The sequence below is a fragment of the Paenibacillus alba genome (assembly GCF_013204855.1).
In the GTDB taxonomy this organism is placed as follows: domain Bacteria; phylum Bacillota; class Bacilli; order Paenibacillales; family NBRC-103111; genus Paenibacillus_E; species Paenibacillus_E alba.
The window spans coordinates 1-15690 of the sequence record NZ_JABMKZ010000020.1; the positions used below are offsets into that span (position 1 = coordinate 1).

Annotated in this window: 15 protein-coding genes and 1 rRNA gene; 7 read left to right on the top strand and 9 right to left on the bottom strand. The window is 46.7% G+C overall.

The window, feature by feature from the left end; all coding sequences use genetic code 11:
• The 3 genes from HQN90_RS22550 to HQN90_RS22560 all read right to left on the bottom strand — a co-directional run.
• Positions 1 to 124: ribosomal RNA gene (locus HQN90_RS22550) — 16S ribosomal RNA — on the bottom strand; the annotation flags it as partial.
• A gap of 313 nt (positions 125 to 437) precedes the next feature.
• Positions 438 to 707, bottom strand: a complete 270-nt coding sequence (locus tag HQN90_RS22555) for a hypothetical protein (protein ID WP_079409704.1) — start codon at positions 705 to 707, stop codon at positions 438 to 440.
• A gap of 161 nt (positions 708 to 868) precedes the next feature.
• Positions 869 to 2077, bottom strand: a complete 1209-nt coding sequence (locus HQN90_RS22560; protein ID WP_173222863.1) for an S-layer homology domain-containing protein — start codon at positions 2075 to 2077, stop codon at positions 869 to 871.
• Between the two features lie 224 nt (positions 2078 to 2301).
• Between HQN90_RS22560 and HQN90_RS22565 the strand changes: the two genes are divergently transcribed.
• The 4 genes from HQN90_RS22565 (at position 2302) to HQN90_RS22580 (ending at position 6862) form a co-directional block, all read left to right on the top strand.
• On the top strand, positions 2302 to 3957 hold the full coding sequence (locus HQN90_RS22565; RefSeq protein ID WP_173222865.1) for an FAD-dependent oxidoreductase: 1656 nt from the start codon (positions 2302 to 2304) through the stop codon (positions 3955 to 3957).
• A gap of 127 nt (positions 3958 to 4084) precedes the next feature.
• The gene (locus HQN90_RS22570; protein WP_173222867.1) at positions 4085 to 4861 is read left to right on the top strand and encodes a DeoR/GlpR family DNA-binding transcription regulator; all 777 of its coding nucleotides are present in this window, start codon (positions 4085 to 4087) and stop codon (positions 4859 to 4861) included.
• Positions 4854 to 5678, top strand: a complete 825-nt coding sequence (locus HQN90_RS22575) for a Cof-type HAD-IIB family hydrolase (RefSeq protein ID WP_173222869.1) — start codon at positions 4854 to 4856, stop codon at positions 5676 to 5678. The genes HQN90_RS22570 and HQN90_RS22575 overlap by 8 nt, the downstream gene beginning before the upstream one ends.
• Entirely contained in the window at positions 5675 to 6862 is a 1188-nt protein-coding gene (locus HQN90_RS22580) for an MFS transporter (RefSeq protein WP_173222871.1), read from the top strand. Before HQN90_RS22575 ends, HQN90_RS22580 begins: the two co-directional genes overlap by 4 nt.
• Positions 6863 to 6954: 92 nt before the next feature.
• Here HQN90_RS22580 and HQN90_RS22585 read toward each other — a convergent pair whose 3' ends face one another.
• The 4 genes from HQN90_RS22585 to HQN90_RS22600 all read right to left on the bottom strand — a co-directional run bounded on the left by HQN90_RS22585 (position 6955) and on the right by HQN90_RS22600 (position 10942).
• Positions 6955 to 7500, bottom strand: a complete 546-nt coding sequence (locus HQN90_RS22585; RefSeq protein ID WP_173222873.1) for a hypothetical protein — start codon at positions 7498 to 7500, stop codon at positions 6955 to 6957.
• Between the two features lie 48 nt (positions 7501 to 7548).
• Positions 7549 to 8967 (bottom strand): DEAD/DEAH box helicase, encoded by a 1419-nt coding sequence (locus HQN90_RS22590; protein ID WP_173222875.1) that lies wholly within the window; start codon positions 8965 to 8967, stop codon positions 7549 to 7551.
• Positions 8968 to 9446: 479 nt separating this feature from the next.
• Complete coding sequence (locus HQN90_RS22595) at positions 9447 to 9980, bottom strand: RNA polymerase sigma factor (protein ID WP_246362775.1); 534 nt, start codon at positions 9978 to 9980, stop codon at positions 9447 to 9449.
• A 152-nt stretch (positions 9981 to 10132) separates the two neighbouring features.
• Complete coding sequence (locus HQN90_RS22600; RefSeq protein ID WP_173222877.1) at positions 10133 to 10942, bottom strand: alpha/beta hydrolase family protein; 810 nt, start codon at positions 10940 to 10942, stop codon at positions 10133 to 10135.
• A gap of 88 nt (positions 10943 to 11030) precedes the next feature.
• On the opposite strand from HQN90_RS22600, the gene HQN90_RS22605 reads away from it, so the two are divergent.
• Positions 11031 to 11288 (top strand): DUF2573 family protein, encoded by a 258-nt coding sequence (locus tag HQN90_RS22605; protein ID WP_173222879.1) that lies wholly within the window; start codon positions 11031 to 11033, stop codon positions 11286 to 11288.
• 152 nt (positions 11289 to 11440) lie between these two features.
• Here the strand turns inward: HQN90_RS22605 and HQN90_RS22610 are convergent, their stop codons facing one another.
• Both HQN90_RS22610 and HQN90_RS22615 read right to left on the bottom strand, forming a co-directional pair.
• Positions 11441 to 12217, bottom strand: coding sequence for an SDR family NAD(P)-dependent oxidoreductase (locus HQN90_RS22610; protein ID WP_173222881.1), 777 nt, complete (start codon positions 12215 to 12217; stop codon positions 11441 to 11443).
• Positions 12218 to 12308: 91 nt separating this feature from the next.
• Positions 12309 to 12767: a chemotaxis protein CheX gene (locus HQN90_RS22615; RefSeq protein ID WP_079409716.1), complete on the bottom strand. Its 459-nt coding sequence runs from the start codon at positions 12765 to 12767 to the stop codon at positions 12309 to 12311.
• A gap of 288 nt (positions 12768 to 13055) precedes the next feature.
• Between HQN90_RS22615 and HQN90_RS22620 the strand changes: the two genes are divergently transcribed.
• Together HQN90_RS22620 and HQN90_RS22625 are read left to right on the top strand one after the other, a co-directional pair.
• A complete protein-coding gene (locus HQN90_RS22620) occupies positions 13056 to 14747 on the top strand; it encodes a PAS domain-containing sensor histidine kinase (protein WP_173222883.1) in 1692 nt (563 codons plus the stop codon).
• Positions 14747 to 15526 (top strand): TIGR01457 family HAD-type hydrolase, encoded by a 780-nt coding sequence (locus HQN90_RS22625; protein WP_173222885.1) that lies wholly within the window; start codon positions 14747 to 14749, stop codon positions 15524 to 15526. The genes HQN90_RS22620 and HQN90_RS22625 overlap by 1 nt, the downstream gene beginning before the upstream one ends.
• Positions 15527 to 15690 lie beyond the last annotated feature (164 nt).

Here is a 15690-nt window from a genome sequence, read left to right on the forward strand (position 1 = left end):
GTTACCTACGTGTTACTCACCCGTCCGCCGCTAAGCATTCCCCGAAGGAAATACTCCGCTCGACTTGCATGTATTAGGCACGCCGCCAGCGTTCGTCCTGAGCCAGGATCAAACTCTCCATTGTACCGAACAATTACTTGTCCGTATATTTGAAAGCTGAAATGCTCAATTGACTTGCTAGCGAGATTTTACAATCTCTTTTTGAACGATTGCTCGTTCGTGCTTACTCACTCGTTGTTCAGTTTTCAAAGATCAATTTCTTTCTTTTTCCAAGCTGCTCTCGCGGCCGGAATTACAATATAGCATATTCATCCAACCAGATGCAAGCTTTTTTTTAACATTTTTCGATAAAAAATTTAGCTCGTTTTTGGCCGGATCAACAATATAGCATGGTTAATTCCAGAATGCAACTCCAATTCTACACTTATTCAACTCAACTAGCGATCAAGCACTTTTTCAACTAGTTCCTGCTCAAAGCGATCCTTCATGGCATCATTGCTTGGCCCCGTAGCAAGACCGATCTCGCGAAATTCACGGATAAGCTGCTGAATATCTGTCAGGTTTCCCTCTTGGGCCAGTTGCTCCGTTACATCAATAACATGATAAGAGATAGCTTGATACGCGTCCGTGAAGCTTTGATCAACATTTGACGCACTTCGATAATCTTCATAATACCTTTTAAAAGTATCCATCAACGACTCATTCATATTAGGTAGTCCACTCCTTTCAAGATAGAAATCAGTTTGCCACCATAAAGGGAAAATTATGCAGCATAAAAAGCACAACAGTCCCGCTGTCATTCTTGCACAGGGGACCGTTACGTTAATCTAACCTTTTTCTGTCTCTATAATAGAACTCTTTATCTTTATTATTTTACATCAATAGAAGTAACTTCTTGGTTTTGACCTTTAAGCTGGATCAAATGACCTTGCGTGAATGAACCTAAGTTGCCAGTCAAGGCTACATTAGCAGATACATTATAAGTTGCTGTTTGATCCACGCCATTGATGTTTTGTGTAATGGAGATTGTCGTAATTTTACCTTGGGTATTAACAGTAGTAGCTGTCAACGTACCTAAAAGGTCAAAGGTCTGGTTTACTTGCCCCATCTTCGTTACTTCAAGAAATACAACCGTATTGTTGAATGTACGAACCTTCACTTCATCGCCAACCTGCAAAGCCGAAGCTGCGACTTTCACACCATTGCGCAAAATGAAAGCATCCGGGTGCAGCACATATTTTGTAGAAACGCCTGCTTTGGTAACGGAAAGGACATTATTGTAAACGACAGCATCTACAGTACCCGTGCTCGAATTTTGATCTTCAGGCAATTGATTGCCTGTACGATCCAATAAAGCTGCTAACTGAGCTCTAGTAACGGATTGTCCTGGACGGAACGTGTTATCCTCGAAGCCGTCAACTAAACCTTTTTCGATAGCTTCTTTCACATAGCCAACGGATCCGGCCGGAATTTGCTTCGCATCTTTAAAGGTAAGCGTTGAATTCATTCTCGCTTTTGCTTCGGATTCCAATTTCAGTGCTTTGACAAGCAGCGTAGTTGCCCATAGACGATCCGCTTCTTTTTGTGGTTGAACGGAGTCATCATTTTCCGTGAAGAGATCATTTTCCAACGCAACAGCTACATAACCTACTGCCCATGAAGGAATTTTGTCAGCATCCTTGAAGTTCAGTTTCGTTTGCATTTCTGCAGGCGATTCCGCTAGTTCGCGCAATCCCATTAAACGAACGGCTGCCGTAATTGCCTCAATACGAGAAACCGAGTTATCCGGCTTGAAAGTTCCATCTTCATATCCTTCAAAAACACGCTTGGATGCTAAGCTAGCTATGTAACGCATAGCCCATTGAGCGCTCTTGAGATCGTCAAAGTTAATGCGGATTTGAATATTGCCTTTTACGTCAACATTTTGATTATAGTTAGTTTTGCTGTTATTATTGTTGTTGTTTTTCCCATGATCATCACGATCATTTCCTTTGGCAAACGCTGCTGAAGCGCCTCCCATTACCATTGTCAGTACAAGTCCTGTTGCTACAGCTTTTTTCAATAAATTCTTTTTCATTACAAGTTCCCTCTCCCTTATTCATATTATTTCATAAATAAAATGGAGCCTTCGCGAAGGGTTCCTGGTTATGCTAAAACAATTCGCCTTGCCCAGTTTGTTTTTGGGGGTGGAGGGTAAATCTTCTAAATTTCTAATTTCGGAGCCAATGCATAGAACTATTAAATCCACGCTGAAACTGATAAACTTAAACCATCAAAGACTATCGCCAAAGGAGCTAACACATGCGTTTACGTAATCCTCGAGCTCTGCTCGTTATTGCTCTTGCCGTTCTATTTATTGCTTTATCCGTTTTTTCGTTTAGCAAAATTTGGCCGAAGCAAGGAAATCTCGAACCCCTGGCGGTTTCTACTCCTACCACACATCACGATACTCCAAATGCCAGCGATGTCCCAACAGCACCTATAGTAGGAACAAAAAATAATAACGTTAACACATATCCGACTGAGCAAGTAGATGTTGTCATAATTGGCAGCGAGCTGGAGGGACTTTATTTGGCCCGAGCAGCAGCAGATGAAGACTTGAAGGTTAAGATTCTAGATCCTCACAAAGATTTTGGCGGTCAGATTCTTCAGAGCCAAATGTTATTTCTGGATGAGACCCGTGACGATCAAGGGCATCTGCTCGTGCAAGGGCGTGTCAAAGAGCTATTCGACGGTTTCCGAAATGCCAAGATTCGCAAGCTTCCCGAATTCGCGACATATATGAATAAATTAGTCAAAGACATTCCGATTGAATCCGGCATTGTCATTAATGAAGTTGAACAAATCAGCACACCGGACAATATGCACAAAATCGGTTCCATCATATATTCGAATGAGCAAAACGAGAAAAAGAAAATCACAGCCACTTATTGGGTTGAGAATAGCGATTATGCCGCACTGATCAGTCGCTTGGACGCGAAACGGCTTCCAGGACTAGAGAAGTTTTACGGTCAGAAAGATATCGAATATATGAGCGCCGGCATGATGATGAAGTTCAAGAACGTCGATTGGAAGAAATTCAATACTGCTTTTAACTTATTGAAGCCAGAAGAGAAATCGAAGCAATTCGGCGGCGGTTATGTCAGTGACAGTTTCGCTATCGGTTTAAGCGGCATGACCAAAGCTTATCACCCGTCGAATGATCGTGTTTTTCTCAGAGGATTAAATGCCGTGAATCAGCGGGATGGCGATGTGTTAATTAACGCGCTTCTTGTATATACCGTCGATCCTGCGAAACCTGAATCCATCCAGGACGCCGTTGCGCTTGGCAACAAAGAAACGGCTTTGATTCTGCCTCACTTCCGTAAAACCTTACCTGGCTGGGAGCATGCAGAACTAGGCGAGCTTCCTACGTACCCTTATGTTCGTGAATATAATCATTATGAGATGGATTATGTACTTAAACCGTCTGACCTGCTTTCAGGAACCATGTTCTGGGATAATGTCAGTATTGGCGGCTATCCACTGGATTTACAGGGCACCAGCGCCAATAAGTGGGGCATTGAAATGGGACGTCCGGATAAATATGGCATGCCGCTGCGCAGCTTTTTGCTTAAAAATTACGACAATGTCATCGCGGCTGGTAAAAATGTCGGTTCCTCCGCAATCGCGTACGGAAGCACAAGAATTCAACCGAATACGAGCTTAGCAGCTGAATCCATCGGTGTTATCTTAGGTCAATTGCATGGCAAGCAAAAGCTAAGGGAAATTACACCTGAAGAGATGGCTAAGCTTCAACAATATTTATCACTCCACTATCAAATCAAATTAACTGGGGTAACCGGTACGAATAAAATCAGCGGCTGGAATGAAGAAGAAATCCGAAAGCTGGATACGGGCGAAATCACTTATCCGAGCTATATTCAAACCAGAAAAAAGCCAGTTCCCAAAAAATGAGAAAGCGTGCATTCGTTCTTCGGAACGGTGCACGTTTTTTTAGTTGTCAAATGCGCCATCACCCCATATAATAAGCAATATACTTATTATCACTTACAAACGCTTAAGCGAAAGGAGTTATAACGCCTTGTTTCAGGAAGAACGACTTATTTCAATTGTTGAATACTTAAAATCAAATAAACGCATTACAGTAGATCTCCTATGCGAGCTCTACGATGTCTCGCGAGACACGGCGCGGCGGGATATGGTGAAGCTCGAAGAACAAGGCCGCATCGTTCGGACTCGTGGCGGCGCCATCCTTCCAACGCTCTCCAAGGAAGTCCGCAATTATGAACAAAGGCTGCAGGAAGAATCCCTATCGAAGCTAACCATTGGCAAAGCAGCCGCACAGCTCGTGCAAGATGGCGATTACATCATGATGGATGCCTCAACTACCGTACTTCATGCCGCTACCGCCTTAAGCTCCAAGCAGAATGTTGTTGTGACAAGCTCGATTGAAATTGCCGCTATCTTGACTCGCAAAGAGGAAACGACGATCCACATTCTTGGCGGTGTACTCGATAACAAGCACCACAGTGTCTACGGGGCCAAAGCCATCGAAATGCTAAGTGACTACCACGTCGATAAGCTTCTCATCGGAACATGTGGAATTACAGAGGAAGGGCTGTCTGCTCCCAACGAGGAGGACTGCTATTTGGTGCGGGCGATGATGCAGCATGCCGACCAAGTCATTGTGCTCGCAGATCATTCCAAGTTCGGGAAACGATTATTTCACCGTGTCGTCGGTTTCGAAAGTATTGATATTCTGATTACCGATCAGGCGCTAAGCTCTGAAATTAAAGACAAATTACTTGCAGCTGAAGTTGAAATCGTACTAGCAGGAGGAGAAAATCAAGATGATTAAACTAATCGTAAGCGATTTGGACGGCACACTGCTCGATCACAGCAAAAAAGTGAGCCCAAGGGAAATTGAAGCTTTATTAAAGGTAAAAGAAGCCGGTATAGCCTTATGTTTAGCTTCCGGGAGAATGAATGCCGAAATGCAGCAGGTGCTGGAGGAAATCGGACATCAAGCCTATTCCGTTTCACAAAACGGGGCCTTCATTCATCTGGACGATGGAAGTTTCCTGCAATCGAAGCTGTTTGAACCTACTTTGGCCTATGAGGTATATCAGGTCCTGCAAGAATTTGATCTCGTCAAGCTCATCTGTTCAGGAGAAGCCAACTATATCACTCACCTGACACCTGCATCCGATGCCATCCAAGCACGGACCTTCCAGCCATTCCTTGTAAAAGAGGATCTTGATCACGCCTTGCAATCAGCGTTTGCTGTATGCAAGTTCTCCATGTTTGGAGACATCGAGGTTCTCTTGGCACTGAAAGCAAGGATGCAGACCGCACTTGGGGACCAGCTAGAAATGTTTATTTCCGACAAAGATTGTCTCGATATTATGCCGCGGCGTGTGTCCAAGGGACAATCGCTGCTCGTGTTGATTGAAAAATTAGGCTTGCAGACGGATGAAATTGCCTGTATCGGTGATTCCTTCAACGATGTCTCCATGTTCGGAATCACCCCCCACAGCTTCGCGATGAAGGGTGCTCATCCGGAAGTGAAGCAGCAAGCGGCTTATCAGGTAGAGTCCGTCGCTGAAGCCATTGCCCATGTATTTACTCATAACCACAAATTTGCGGCATCACAAAAAGGAATTACTCAATCATGAAAAAACTTCTCTTCATGGCCTGTTTGTCCTACTTATTGACAGGCTGCACTCACGTTATTTTCGGAGCTGTTCTGCCCGAATTACTGGCTCATTACGGCCGCAGCTACAGTGACGGAGGCCTGCTGGTCTTCCTGCAATTCGGCGGCTTTCTCCTCGGCGTGCTCAGCATGCCCGCTCTCAGTCGGCGAATTAGCCGCAGAAACACGCTAACGTCGGCATTTGGCCTGCTCTTTTTGGCCATGGTTTGCATCGTTCTATTGCCTCCGTGGCCGCTCGCCGTAGCTCTTACTTTCTTGGCTGGCGTTGCTTTCGGCCTTGTTGAAGCCAGTATCAGCACGTTCGTTCTGATGGCTGCAAAGGACCAACAAGCGATGGCTTTCAGCAAGCTTGAAGTGTTTTTTGGACTTGGCGCTTTAATTATGCCGCTCGTATCCAGTATTTTGATTGCCAACGATTTATGGAAATACGGCTTCATGCTGCTCGGTTTAAGCGCGCTCGTCACAGGCTTCGTCTGGTCGAAGATTTCCTTAGGCGAACATGATGAGTTGTTAGCCCATCGGGCAGATCGCTCCAAGCAAGCCGTGAAGCCTCCTTCACTTACCAGAAGCTCGCTAACCTTTCTAGTCCTATTCATGATTGTGTTCTTCCTATATGTAGGCATGGAGAATACGATTGTGAATTTCTTGCCATCAATCTTTATCGATCATCTGCATGTCTCCAGCTCCGTCTCCACGCTTGCGGTTACGGCGTATTGGCTGGCTATGGTCATTGGGCGTGTATTCGCAGGCGTTCTTGCTGAGAAATTCACCTATTTCCGTTACTTGATCATCTCATTCTCCGCAGGTTTGATCACAGTCCTCTTATGGCTGTTTAGTTCGGAGCTATGGAGCAGCTTCGCGGTCGTGCTGTTGCTCGGATTATTTATGTCCGGCATGTATGCTGTTGCCCTTATTTATGCGAATCAGTTGCTTCCAGGCCGTACCGAACAAGTAACAAGCACGCTGATTGCAGCCGGGGGCTTAGGCGGTTCCGTTATTCCTTTAGGTGTCGGTTGGGGGATGGACCACATTCAGGTCGGGGTCTCCATATGGTTTGTACTTATCGGCATGGGCTTGGTTTTGGGAATTATTTTATATTCTAGAAAGTCGAATACTCAGGCTCAGGTTTCCACATCCCATTCATAATGAAAGAACCTCCAACCCACATGAAGTGGATCGGAGGTTCTTTTTTATTTATAGATAAGGCCTGAAATTCGTGTAAAAATCGGTTGCTTTCCTTAACGCAATGCCTTTAATTGAACGACCACAGCTTTCTCCTCGAAAACGACGTTCTTCACCCCAATGAGAAGCGGCAAGTGGTCTTCGATTGAAAAAACGATAGGATCCAGATGCAGCCACTCACTCGGTATCTTCGTGCCTTTCACACTTGTACTCACATGTTGAATGCTCATGTTTGGTGAATGATAAGCAAGTGTGAACATCATTTTCGCGGAAATGGGTAATTTGTCATGCCAACGAAGATTCAAATCCGCCTCGAGATTAGATCCATTCAGTGTGAGCTTAGCTCCTTCCAAGCGGAAATCATGAGGAAGGACTTGGTGCTCAGCCAACTGCTTCTTGACCAAATCATTGATGTCTTGCTCGGTGAGCTGAACTTCCAGCTTCCGACTCTTGACGATCTCTGCGATCTTACTGGGGATCGAAATCTCCTTATAATCTAGATTCAAAGCCTCCGTTGGCTTGACCTGCCAGATGATAAACATCGGAGCACCGATTAAAATAACAAGCAGGATTAGCATAAAAATAAATCGTTTCCTCAGCACGTTCAGCTCCCCACAGATAACAAGTTGGACTAGCCCGCAGCACTAGGGCTACTCTTTGTTCTGCTGCTTCTCCTTAAGCCAGCGAGGAGCGCCCTTGCTTTTGCGCTCACGCTCGCGCTGAGCTTTGCTGACGGCCTTGCCCGCGGCTGCCGGCTTGCCTGGGGCAGCAGTGCCTGCGCCTGCGCGCGCGTCAGACGGCGCAGCACTAGTGCGCACCGCGCCCGCCTCAGCGGCGCCATCGCGCTCGCTGGCGGAGCCGCTGCGCGTAGGCGCTGCGCCGCTAGGGCGCGCAGCTTCACGGCGGCTGCGCATCGTAGCCGCACTGCGATCTTGGGCCGGATCAACGAGTCGGCCCTCGTACATCGCCTTCGGCGAGATCGTGATCCCGAGCTGTTTCTCGAATTTGTCGAGAATGAACTGCTCCTTGGAGGTCACGATAGAAATGGTCGTTCCTTGACGTCCCATCCGACCTGTCCGACCTACGCGGTGAAGATAATACTCCGCATTCGTTGCAGGATCCAAGTGGAAGACGTGCGTTACGCCCTCAATATCTAAGCCGCGCGCCGCCACATCCGTCGCCAGCAGCAGCTGGAATTTGCCCTCACGGAAATTCCCCATCACTTTAGCCCGATCTTGTTTGCTAGCCTCACCGTACAAAGCTTCGACAGACAAACCAACATATTGAAGCTTGCCCACCACTTGCGCAATATCATCGGTAACATTGATAAAAACAATCGCCGATGTTGGTTTAATTAAACGAACAAGTCGTCGCAGCGTATCGATCTTCTCGCGCTCTTGGCATACAACGTACATATGCTCCAGCGTTTCGGCTGTGCGCTGATTCGGATTGATTTTGATAATAACAGGTTCCTTGAGCCACCGGCCTGCCGCCTGCTCTGTGCTTGGGGGAATTGTCGCCGACACAAAAACCATCTGACTGGACTTCAGCATTCCCTTCAGAACAGATTCAACGTCCTGCATAGAACCAAGCTCGAAGACTTGGTCGACTTCATCAACGATGCCGATTTTCACATGATGCAGCGTCAACTTCCTTATTTTCATAAGCTCAAGCAACCGCCCCGGTGTACCTACTACGATATGCGGGTGAAGCCGCAGCTTCTCAACTTGTCTAACGATGGCAGCTCCGCCGATCAACGATTGTGAACGTATAGGTCCACCTTCCGTCAGCTTCTCAATCTCTTGCATAATTTGCATGCCCAGCTCCCTAGTCGGGACTACGACAAGGACTTGCAATTGCTTTTGTGCGGGATCAATTCGCTCCAAGGCTGGCAGCAGATAGGCTAATGTTTTGCCTGTACCTGTTTGAGACTGAATAATAGCATCTTTGCCTTGTTTTAAAACGGGAATTCCTTCCGCCTGAATCGGTGTCGGCTCCTCTATGCCTAATTGTTGCAATTTATCTAAATAAGTCTGATCAATTTGCAGTTGTTCAAAGCTTGTACTCAATGTATGAAACCCCTTTTCTCTTCCTGCCTAATGACTCTATTATATGTCACACCGCAAAGTGTTACAAATAAACATCGGGATAAAAGCAGAAACGGAGCTCGACCCAAGGCTATTTGTAAGGAATGCGATATGTAGGGAATGCGCCAGCATATAGGCAATGCCCGTGGCTCACTGGTTTTGGAAAACCTGCGTTAATGCAGGCTTATTCGATCAAATCGTGTGAAAATAGAAGAAAACCTGCGATTATGCAGGCTTTCTAAGCTCTTTCATCCAGGAAGCGAGAAATGGCCGCAAAAAGATGCATAATCGCAGGCTTTTCACGATTGCGCTTATTTCCCAGAGGAAAAGGATGCATATTTACAGGAATTTGCGAAATAGACGAACACGAGCCAAACTGCCGGCTTTTTTTTCGAACAAAGTCCAATTGCAGGATGAAGAGGGCTGTCCTCAAGTAGGTTTATCTACTTTGGGGACACCCCCTATCCGTCAGCTTCCCACTCCTCGAGGAGCCTTTGTTTAATCACATCCCGCGCTCGGAACAACCGCTGCCGGACAACGCCCTCCGTCACGCCCAATTCATTAGCCATATCCTTGTAGGATAAGTTATGTATCCATTTCATCGCAATAATTTGTCTATATGCCGGGCTGAGTTGATTGATGTACGTAATGATCGCTTCACGCATTAGTTTCAGTTCAACTTCTTTATCCAATGAAACCAAATATTCCGAAGTAGGCGCTGATTCCTTCATGCTGAGAAGGAGCTCCGTCTCTAGTTCATCCCGATTGCGCTTATGCTTGCGAAGATGATTCAATGTTACATTCCGGGTAAGCTTCTTAACCCAGCTCTCATATTTATCGATCTCTTGAAGCAACGGTGCTTTACGGACAGCCCGAAGGAACGACTCTTGAATAATATCTTCTACACCGGCATGATCTCTCAGGATAAAATAAATCATGGGATATACGAAAATGTAAAATTCTTGATAGATCTGTTCCTGTGTGCTCTTATCCAACGTATAAAAGTCACTACTAAATATCAGTCTCAGAGACTTCGAAATAAACGCCCCCTAGCCTACCAGGTAGAACAACAACGATGTTCCTACCTTATTTTAGGTCATTCAGGGGGAGTAAACAATAATAATCATGAAATAAAGTGAGAAAACTTCTATCGAGGCTGTTCCAGCTTCTCCTTCAGCCATGCAAAGACATCATCCAATGCCTTTTCGTCTTCCTTGCGAGGGAACCGATGGTCCAATCCAGCATACAAGGCCATAGTATATGGCTTGCCTGCCTCCTCCAACGCATTGGCTAATTTGCGGGCATGTCCAATATCGACCTGACTATCCTTGGTTCCATGGACAATGTAGATGGGGGTATGAACCTCTTTGGCCCAAAGCGCTGGGGAGCGGTCCATGTAGGCCTCAACCTGTTTCTTGGGGTGACCAACAACGCGTTTCAGCATACGCCGCAGATCTACCCGCTGCTCATAGGTATCCAGCATATCACTTACGCCTCCCCAAACCACAACAGGTCCCACTCCGCTGTATTCTCTGGCTGCCCGCATCGCCATGACAGCCCCTCTGGAAAATCCGATGAGAGACACTGGACCAGGTACTACCTCATCTAACCCTTGCACCACGTCGATGGCATGAAATAAATCATACCGATCTTCCCCGGCGAAATCCTCACGGCCTTCACCGCCTTCATTGCCACGATAATAAGGTGCAAAGACAACGAAACCGCGCTGTGCCATTGAGACGATTCTTCGCTTCCGAACCATGCCAACACGTTTAATGCCGCCACGGCAGTAGATGACCGCAGGCAGAGGACCTGAGCCGTCCGGAACAGCTAGAAGCCCTTTCACTTTTAAGCCTTGGCTCACATACGTTAGAATATATAAGGAAATATGCTTCATGAAGCATCGAATTTGTTCTTTGCTGAGCAATTGGCCATCTTGTAGAACGAATTGTGCCATATGTACCGTTCCCCCCTTTTTGACAGGTCAGTTGTCATCCTATAAACTAAAAGTGTTCTACCTATTTTCCATCCGAAGGGATGAAACTATGAATACAGATTTTGAGAACGAATTTAATTCCTTAGTTGTTAAAACCGCTGAACTTATCACAGGCGACACGTCACCTGAAATGATTGAGAAAATTAAGATTTGGGCTTTTTTCAATCATGTTCATAAATCGCTCCCGAATCTGACTTCCCACTGGAATCAAACTCATCCGGAAGGGAAAGCGGAGGTTCGCAGCATTTTTGAAGAGATTCGTGCATTAAACCAAAGCTTGCAAGCGAAAAATCAAGATCAGAAGTGAGAAAGCGGACTCCCAACCGTAGGACGGGGTCCGCTTTTTTACCACAATAAAAAGTATAAGTTTTCGGTTCCCGAAAACGTCTTTCTATTTGGCGATAAAACCTACCTCTAAACGCGGTCGCTCATCTTTGAATGGCCTCGATAGAGGTTTTCTCATTTTTTATTGAGCAGCCCCGATGCCACACGGTCAAACAGACGTGGGAATAAATGAAATAATTTGATGCCTATTCCGGCAACAAAGGGAAGATCCCTCTCCGAATGATTTCTTTCAATCGCTTTTATCAGCACCTTAACAACCTTCTCCGGTTTCAGCATGAACCAAGAAATGTTTTTCACATAATTTCCGCTTGGGTCTGCTTTATCGAAGAAAGGCGTAGCAATGGGTCCTGGATTAATCGCGGTTACGGAAATTCCAGTTCGCATCAATTCTTGCCGTAAGCTGTTCGTAAACCCAAGTACGGCATGCTTTGTAGCCGCGTAACCTGTCGATTTGGCTGAACCGATCTTGCCTGCCATGGATGCGATATTCACAATATGACCGCTCCCCGCCTTCAGCATATGAGGAAGTACCGCTTGCGTAACACGGACGATTCCCAAGTAATTGACGTTCATCATCTCTTCAAAGTGAGCAAACGGCGCCCCTGCGAAAGATTCAAAGATGCCATAACCTGCGTTATTGACCAAAATATCAATGCGGCCGAACCTGGCCATCACCTGCTCAATCACTTCATTGACTTGTTCGATTTCGGTAACATCCATCGCATAGACGGCATTCTGTCCCTGCAAGCTCGCGGCAATGTCCTCAAGCTTATCTGTGCTCCGCGCTGTTAATATTGGAATGGCTCCCTTGGCCGCGAATTGTCTAGCCATTTCGGCCCCAATGCCGCTGGAAGCACCTGTGATCAAAACGATCTTGTTTGAAATGTTCAACGTTCATTCTCCTCATAGCGTCAATTGCAAAAAAAATGGAGATACCGCTCACGCAGCTCTCCATTCCCTGTACCTTATGTATCCCTATTCACTACGTTATTAATACTTGAATATCTAATTCACCAATACTTTCCATGATCAAAGGGATCGTTAGTGCTTTCTTCGGTATAAAGCCTGCAGCTGTTGCCGATTGAACGATCTTCGGTGGTGTAATATCGACCCGTACCCCTTGGTTGAAAAGCATTGTGCTTGCATTGCCGCTAATCATATTCCCAAGCTCTGAAATCGCACTCTTGCCCATTTCGTCCATTTCAGTAATGACGAATCCGCCCATCATAGCAGAAACCATTTTCAAAGCAACATCCTCAGCTAAGCCGAAAACAATATCGCCTTCCATTTGCCCGGTCATCCCGATTTGGATCCAAATATACTTTTCCACAAATTTGACGTCTTTGACGCCGAGCTGCCCTGTTGTGGGGCGAATGTTAGCAACTTGCTCGATGACGATTCTAGCCGACTCCAAAAAGGGATTAATGTACTCAGCCTTCATAGCTCCGCTCCGATCTCAGTTGTGAATAAGTTCCACAGAAAAACGACCTTTTTCAACATTATACCTAAAAAATTAGGACAAGTATACTGTCATTTTTCATAAAATAGTTCCTTCTACTCACATACACAAGCGCTTGCTGCCCTCATACTAAAATTGTCAAAACTTCTGTTAATTCATTCCTTTTAGAAGGAAAACCCCACCCATACAAGGAAGAATATATAATATGGTGTCGAATCCTGATACACTTATGGGGGGAATCCCCCTTAAAAGGAGCGCTGAAAATCCATTATGTTTAAACAGCATACGACAACTAAAAAGTTTACGCTCTATCATCTTGCGCTCGTTTATCATATAATCGCTATCGCTTTGATCGGTACGGATTTCTTCTTTCTGCATCATTTGGCCTATGTGCAAGCCCATTGTTATGTTGGTATTGCCATTGATATCGTTGTTTTTGCAGTTATGCTTGGGATAGCCATCTATGGCATTAAAACGGTGAAAAGAACAGAAGTCTCCATCATTGAAACTGCAGAGCGATACAAGTCTTTATATGATAATCATCCGGATTCCATCATTTCCTTTAGTTTAGACGGGGAAGTCCTGTCTGCTAATCATGGGTTGGAGAGCCTACTGGGCCTAGGTCGCGAGACTGCCGTACTGACTTCTTTCATCCCGATGATAAATCCACCTGATCTGCTTAAAGCTCTTCATCATTTCCAGGTCGCTTCCGCAGGGATGCCGCAGAATTTCGAGGCCGCTTTTGTGCATCAAATGGGATTTCCGATCCAATCGAATGTGACTTTCGTCCCAACGATGGTCGATGGCCATATCGTAGGCGTTTATGCCATACTGAAGGATTTGACGGAAGTCAAGGAACAAAAGAAAGAAATTGACAAGCTCTATAAACAAAATCAGCTTATTCTGAATTCGGTATCGGAGGGAATTTACGGCATTGATATGAGCGGGCGCACGATCTTCTGGAATCAAGCTGCTGAAGCCATTACCGGATGGAAAGTGGATGAAATGCTGGGCAGGCAGATCCATAATCTGATTCGCCCTACCAAAAGCGACGGCACTTATTACTCCAATGAAGAAAGTCCCATCCTGAACACGATTCTAGACCATGAAGTGTCGGTGATGAAAGAGGATAGGTTCTGGCGCAAGGACGGCACGACGTTCCCCGTCGAGTACATGTCCAGTCCCATGCTTGAAGGCAGAGGACAAGTGCTCGGCACGGTCATTACCTTCAAGGATATTACGGAGCTAAAAAAGACGCAGGAGCTGCTAATTAAATCAGACAAGCTGTCTGCCGTAGGTCAGCTCGCTGCCGGTGTTGCCCATGAAATCCGCAATCCGCTGACGGCGTTAAAGGGATTTCTGCAGCTCTTGAAAACTAATAACGAAAAAGAGCAGTACTATATTGAAATCATGCAAAAAGAACTACAGCGTATTGAGTTTATTGTGAATGAGTTCCTATTTGTTTCGAAGCCGCAAGCTACACACTTTGTAACCCGTACGGTCGACTCCATCGTCATGAGTACGATTGAGCTTCTGCAGCCGCAAGCCTTGCTCGGCAACATTGAGATTGCCGCCGAGATTACACCGGGGTTGCCGAAGGTTTCGTGTGATGAGCATCAGATTAAGCAAGTATTCATTAATATTCTCAAAAATGCCTTAGAAGCGATGGACCAAGGTGGTACGCTTCGTATCGAAGCTGAGCCCGATGCTTATGGGCACAACATCACGATACGCTTCATTGATCAGGGATGCGGCATTGCCCCCGAACGACTTCCGAAGCTTGGAGAGCCTTTCTATAGCACGAAGGAAAAAGGGACAGGCCTTGGCCTCATGGTCTGTTACCGAATTATTGAAGCCCATGGCGGCTTAATGCAAATTCGCAGTAAATTGGAAGAAGGAACAACGGTCGAAATCACACTGCCTTCCACCACGACCAACATACATAAGGGAGTGTCTGAGTAATGAAAGGTTTTCTCATAGATTTAGATGGTACGCTGTACCGGGGACATGAGCCCATCCCTCATGCCGCGGCTTTCATCCAGTGGCTGCAGCAGCACCAGATGCCGTTTCTGTTGGTGACGAATAATTCGTCACGTACGCCTGAGCAGGTGGCCGAGCATCTCCTGGCGCTCGGCATCGAAGTTCCCGCAGCAGCCGTCTACACGTCATCCCAGGCGGCTGCGCAGTACTTGACCGAGCAGCGCAGCGGCAACCGCGTGCATATCGTCGGCGAAGCCGGCCTGCGGATCGCCTTGGCGGCGGCCGGCTTCGCCAGTGATGAGACGACGCCGGACTACGTCGTCCAAGGCATTGATCGCAGCTTCTCCTATGAGAAGCTGACGGAAGCGGTCCGCCATGTGAAACAGGGCGCGACCTATGTGTTAACCAATCCCGACCGCATGCTGCCGTCGGATGGGGGGCTCATGCCAGGCGCAGGCTCCCTGGCCGCAGCGATCACCGCCGCCTCCGGCGTGGAGCCGGTGGTGATCGGCAAACCTTCGCCGATCATCATGGCTTACGCCACGGAGCGGCTAGGGCTGCCCCCCGCCGATGTCTGGGTCATCGGCGACAACGTGCATACCGACATCCGCGGAGGCGCGGTGTCGGGGTGCCGCACAGCGCTCGTGCTGACGGGCGTCGCTACGGCGGACAACGTGCACGAGCAAGTGGCGTCGGCGGGCGTGACGCCGGACTTGATCTGCTCTGATTTGCAGCATTTTATGGACCAATTTAAAGCTTAGTGCTTGTTCAACCAAAAAGAGGCTGTCTCACAAGGTTAAAAAACCTAGAGACAGCCTCTTCTCATTCTTATAACCACACCAATAAGAGCTTCTAAAAGCTCTTATTGGTGCCAAAAACGGCTCATAGTGGGAAATAGGAGTCTTTGGGGACTCGTATCTCCAGC

Bases quoted from the DNA above. Each gene is read 5' to 3' on its own strand.
- HQN90_RS22580 (WP_173222871.1), top strand. From the start codon at position 5,675: ATGAAAAAACTTCTCTTCATGGCCTGTTTGTCCTACTTATTGACAGGC.
- HQN90_RS22625 (WP_173222885.1), top strand. From the start codon at position 14,747: ATGAAAGGTTTTCTCATAGATTTAGATGGTACGCTGTACCGGGGACAT.
- HQN90_RS22600 (WP_173222877.1), bottom strand. From the start codon at position 10,942: ATGGCACAATTCGTTCTACAAGATGGCCAATTGCTCAGCAAAGAACAA.
- HQN90_RS22575 (WP_173222869.1), top strand. From the start codon at position 4,854: ATGATTAAACTAATCGTAAGCGATTTGGACGGCACACTGCTCGATCAC.
- HQN90_RS22605 (WP_173222879.1), top strand. From the start codon at position 11,031: ATGAATACAGATTTTGAGAACGAATTTAATTCCTTAGTTGTTAAAACC.
- HQN90_RS22565 (WP_173222865.1), top strand. From the start codon at position 2,302: ATGCGTTTACGTAATCCTCGAGCTCTGCTCGTTATTGCTCTTGCCGTT.
- HQN90_RS22555 (WP_079409704.1), bottom strand. From the start codon at position 707: ATGAATGAGTCGTTGATGGATACTTTTAAAAGGTATTATGAAGATTAT.
- HQN90_RS22560 (WP_173222863.1), bottom strand. From the start codon at position 2,077: ATGAAAAAGAATTTATTGAAAAAAGCTGTAGCAACAGGACTTGTACTG.
- HQN90_RS22615 (WP_079409716.1), bottom strand. From the start codon at position 12,767: ATGAAGGCTGAGTACATTAATCCCTTTTTGGAGTCGGCTAGAATCGTC.
- HQN90_RS22620 (WP_173222883.1), top strand. From the start codon at position 13,056: ATGTTTAAACAGCATACGACAACTAAAAAGTTTACGCTCTATCATCTT.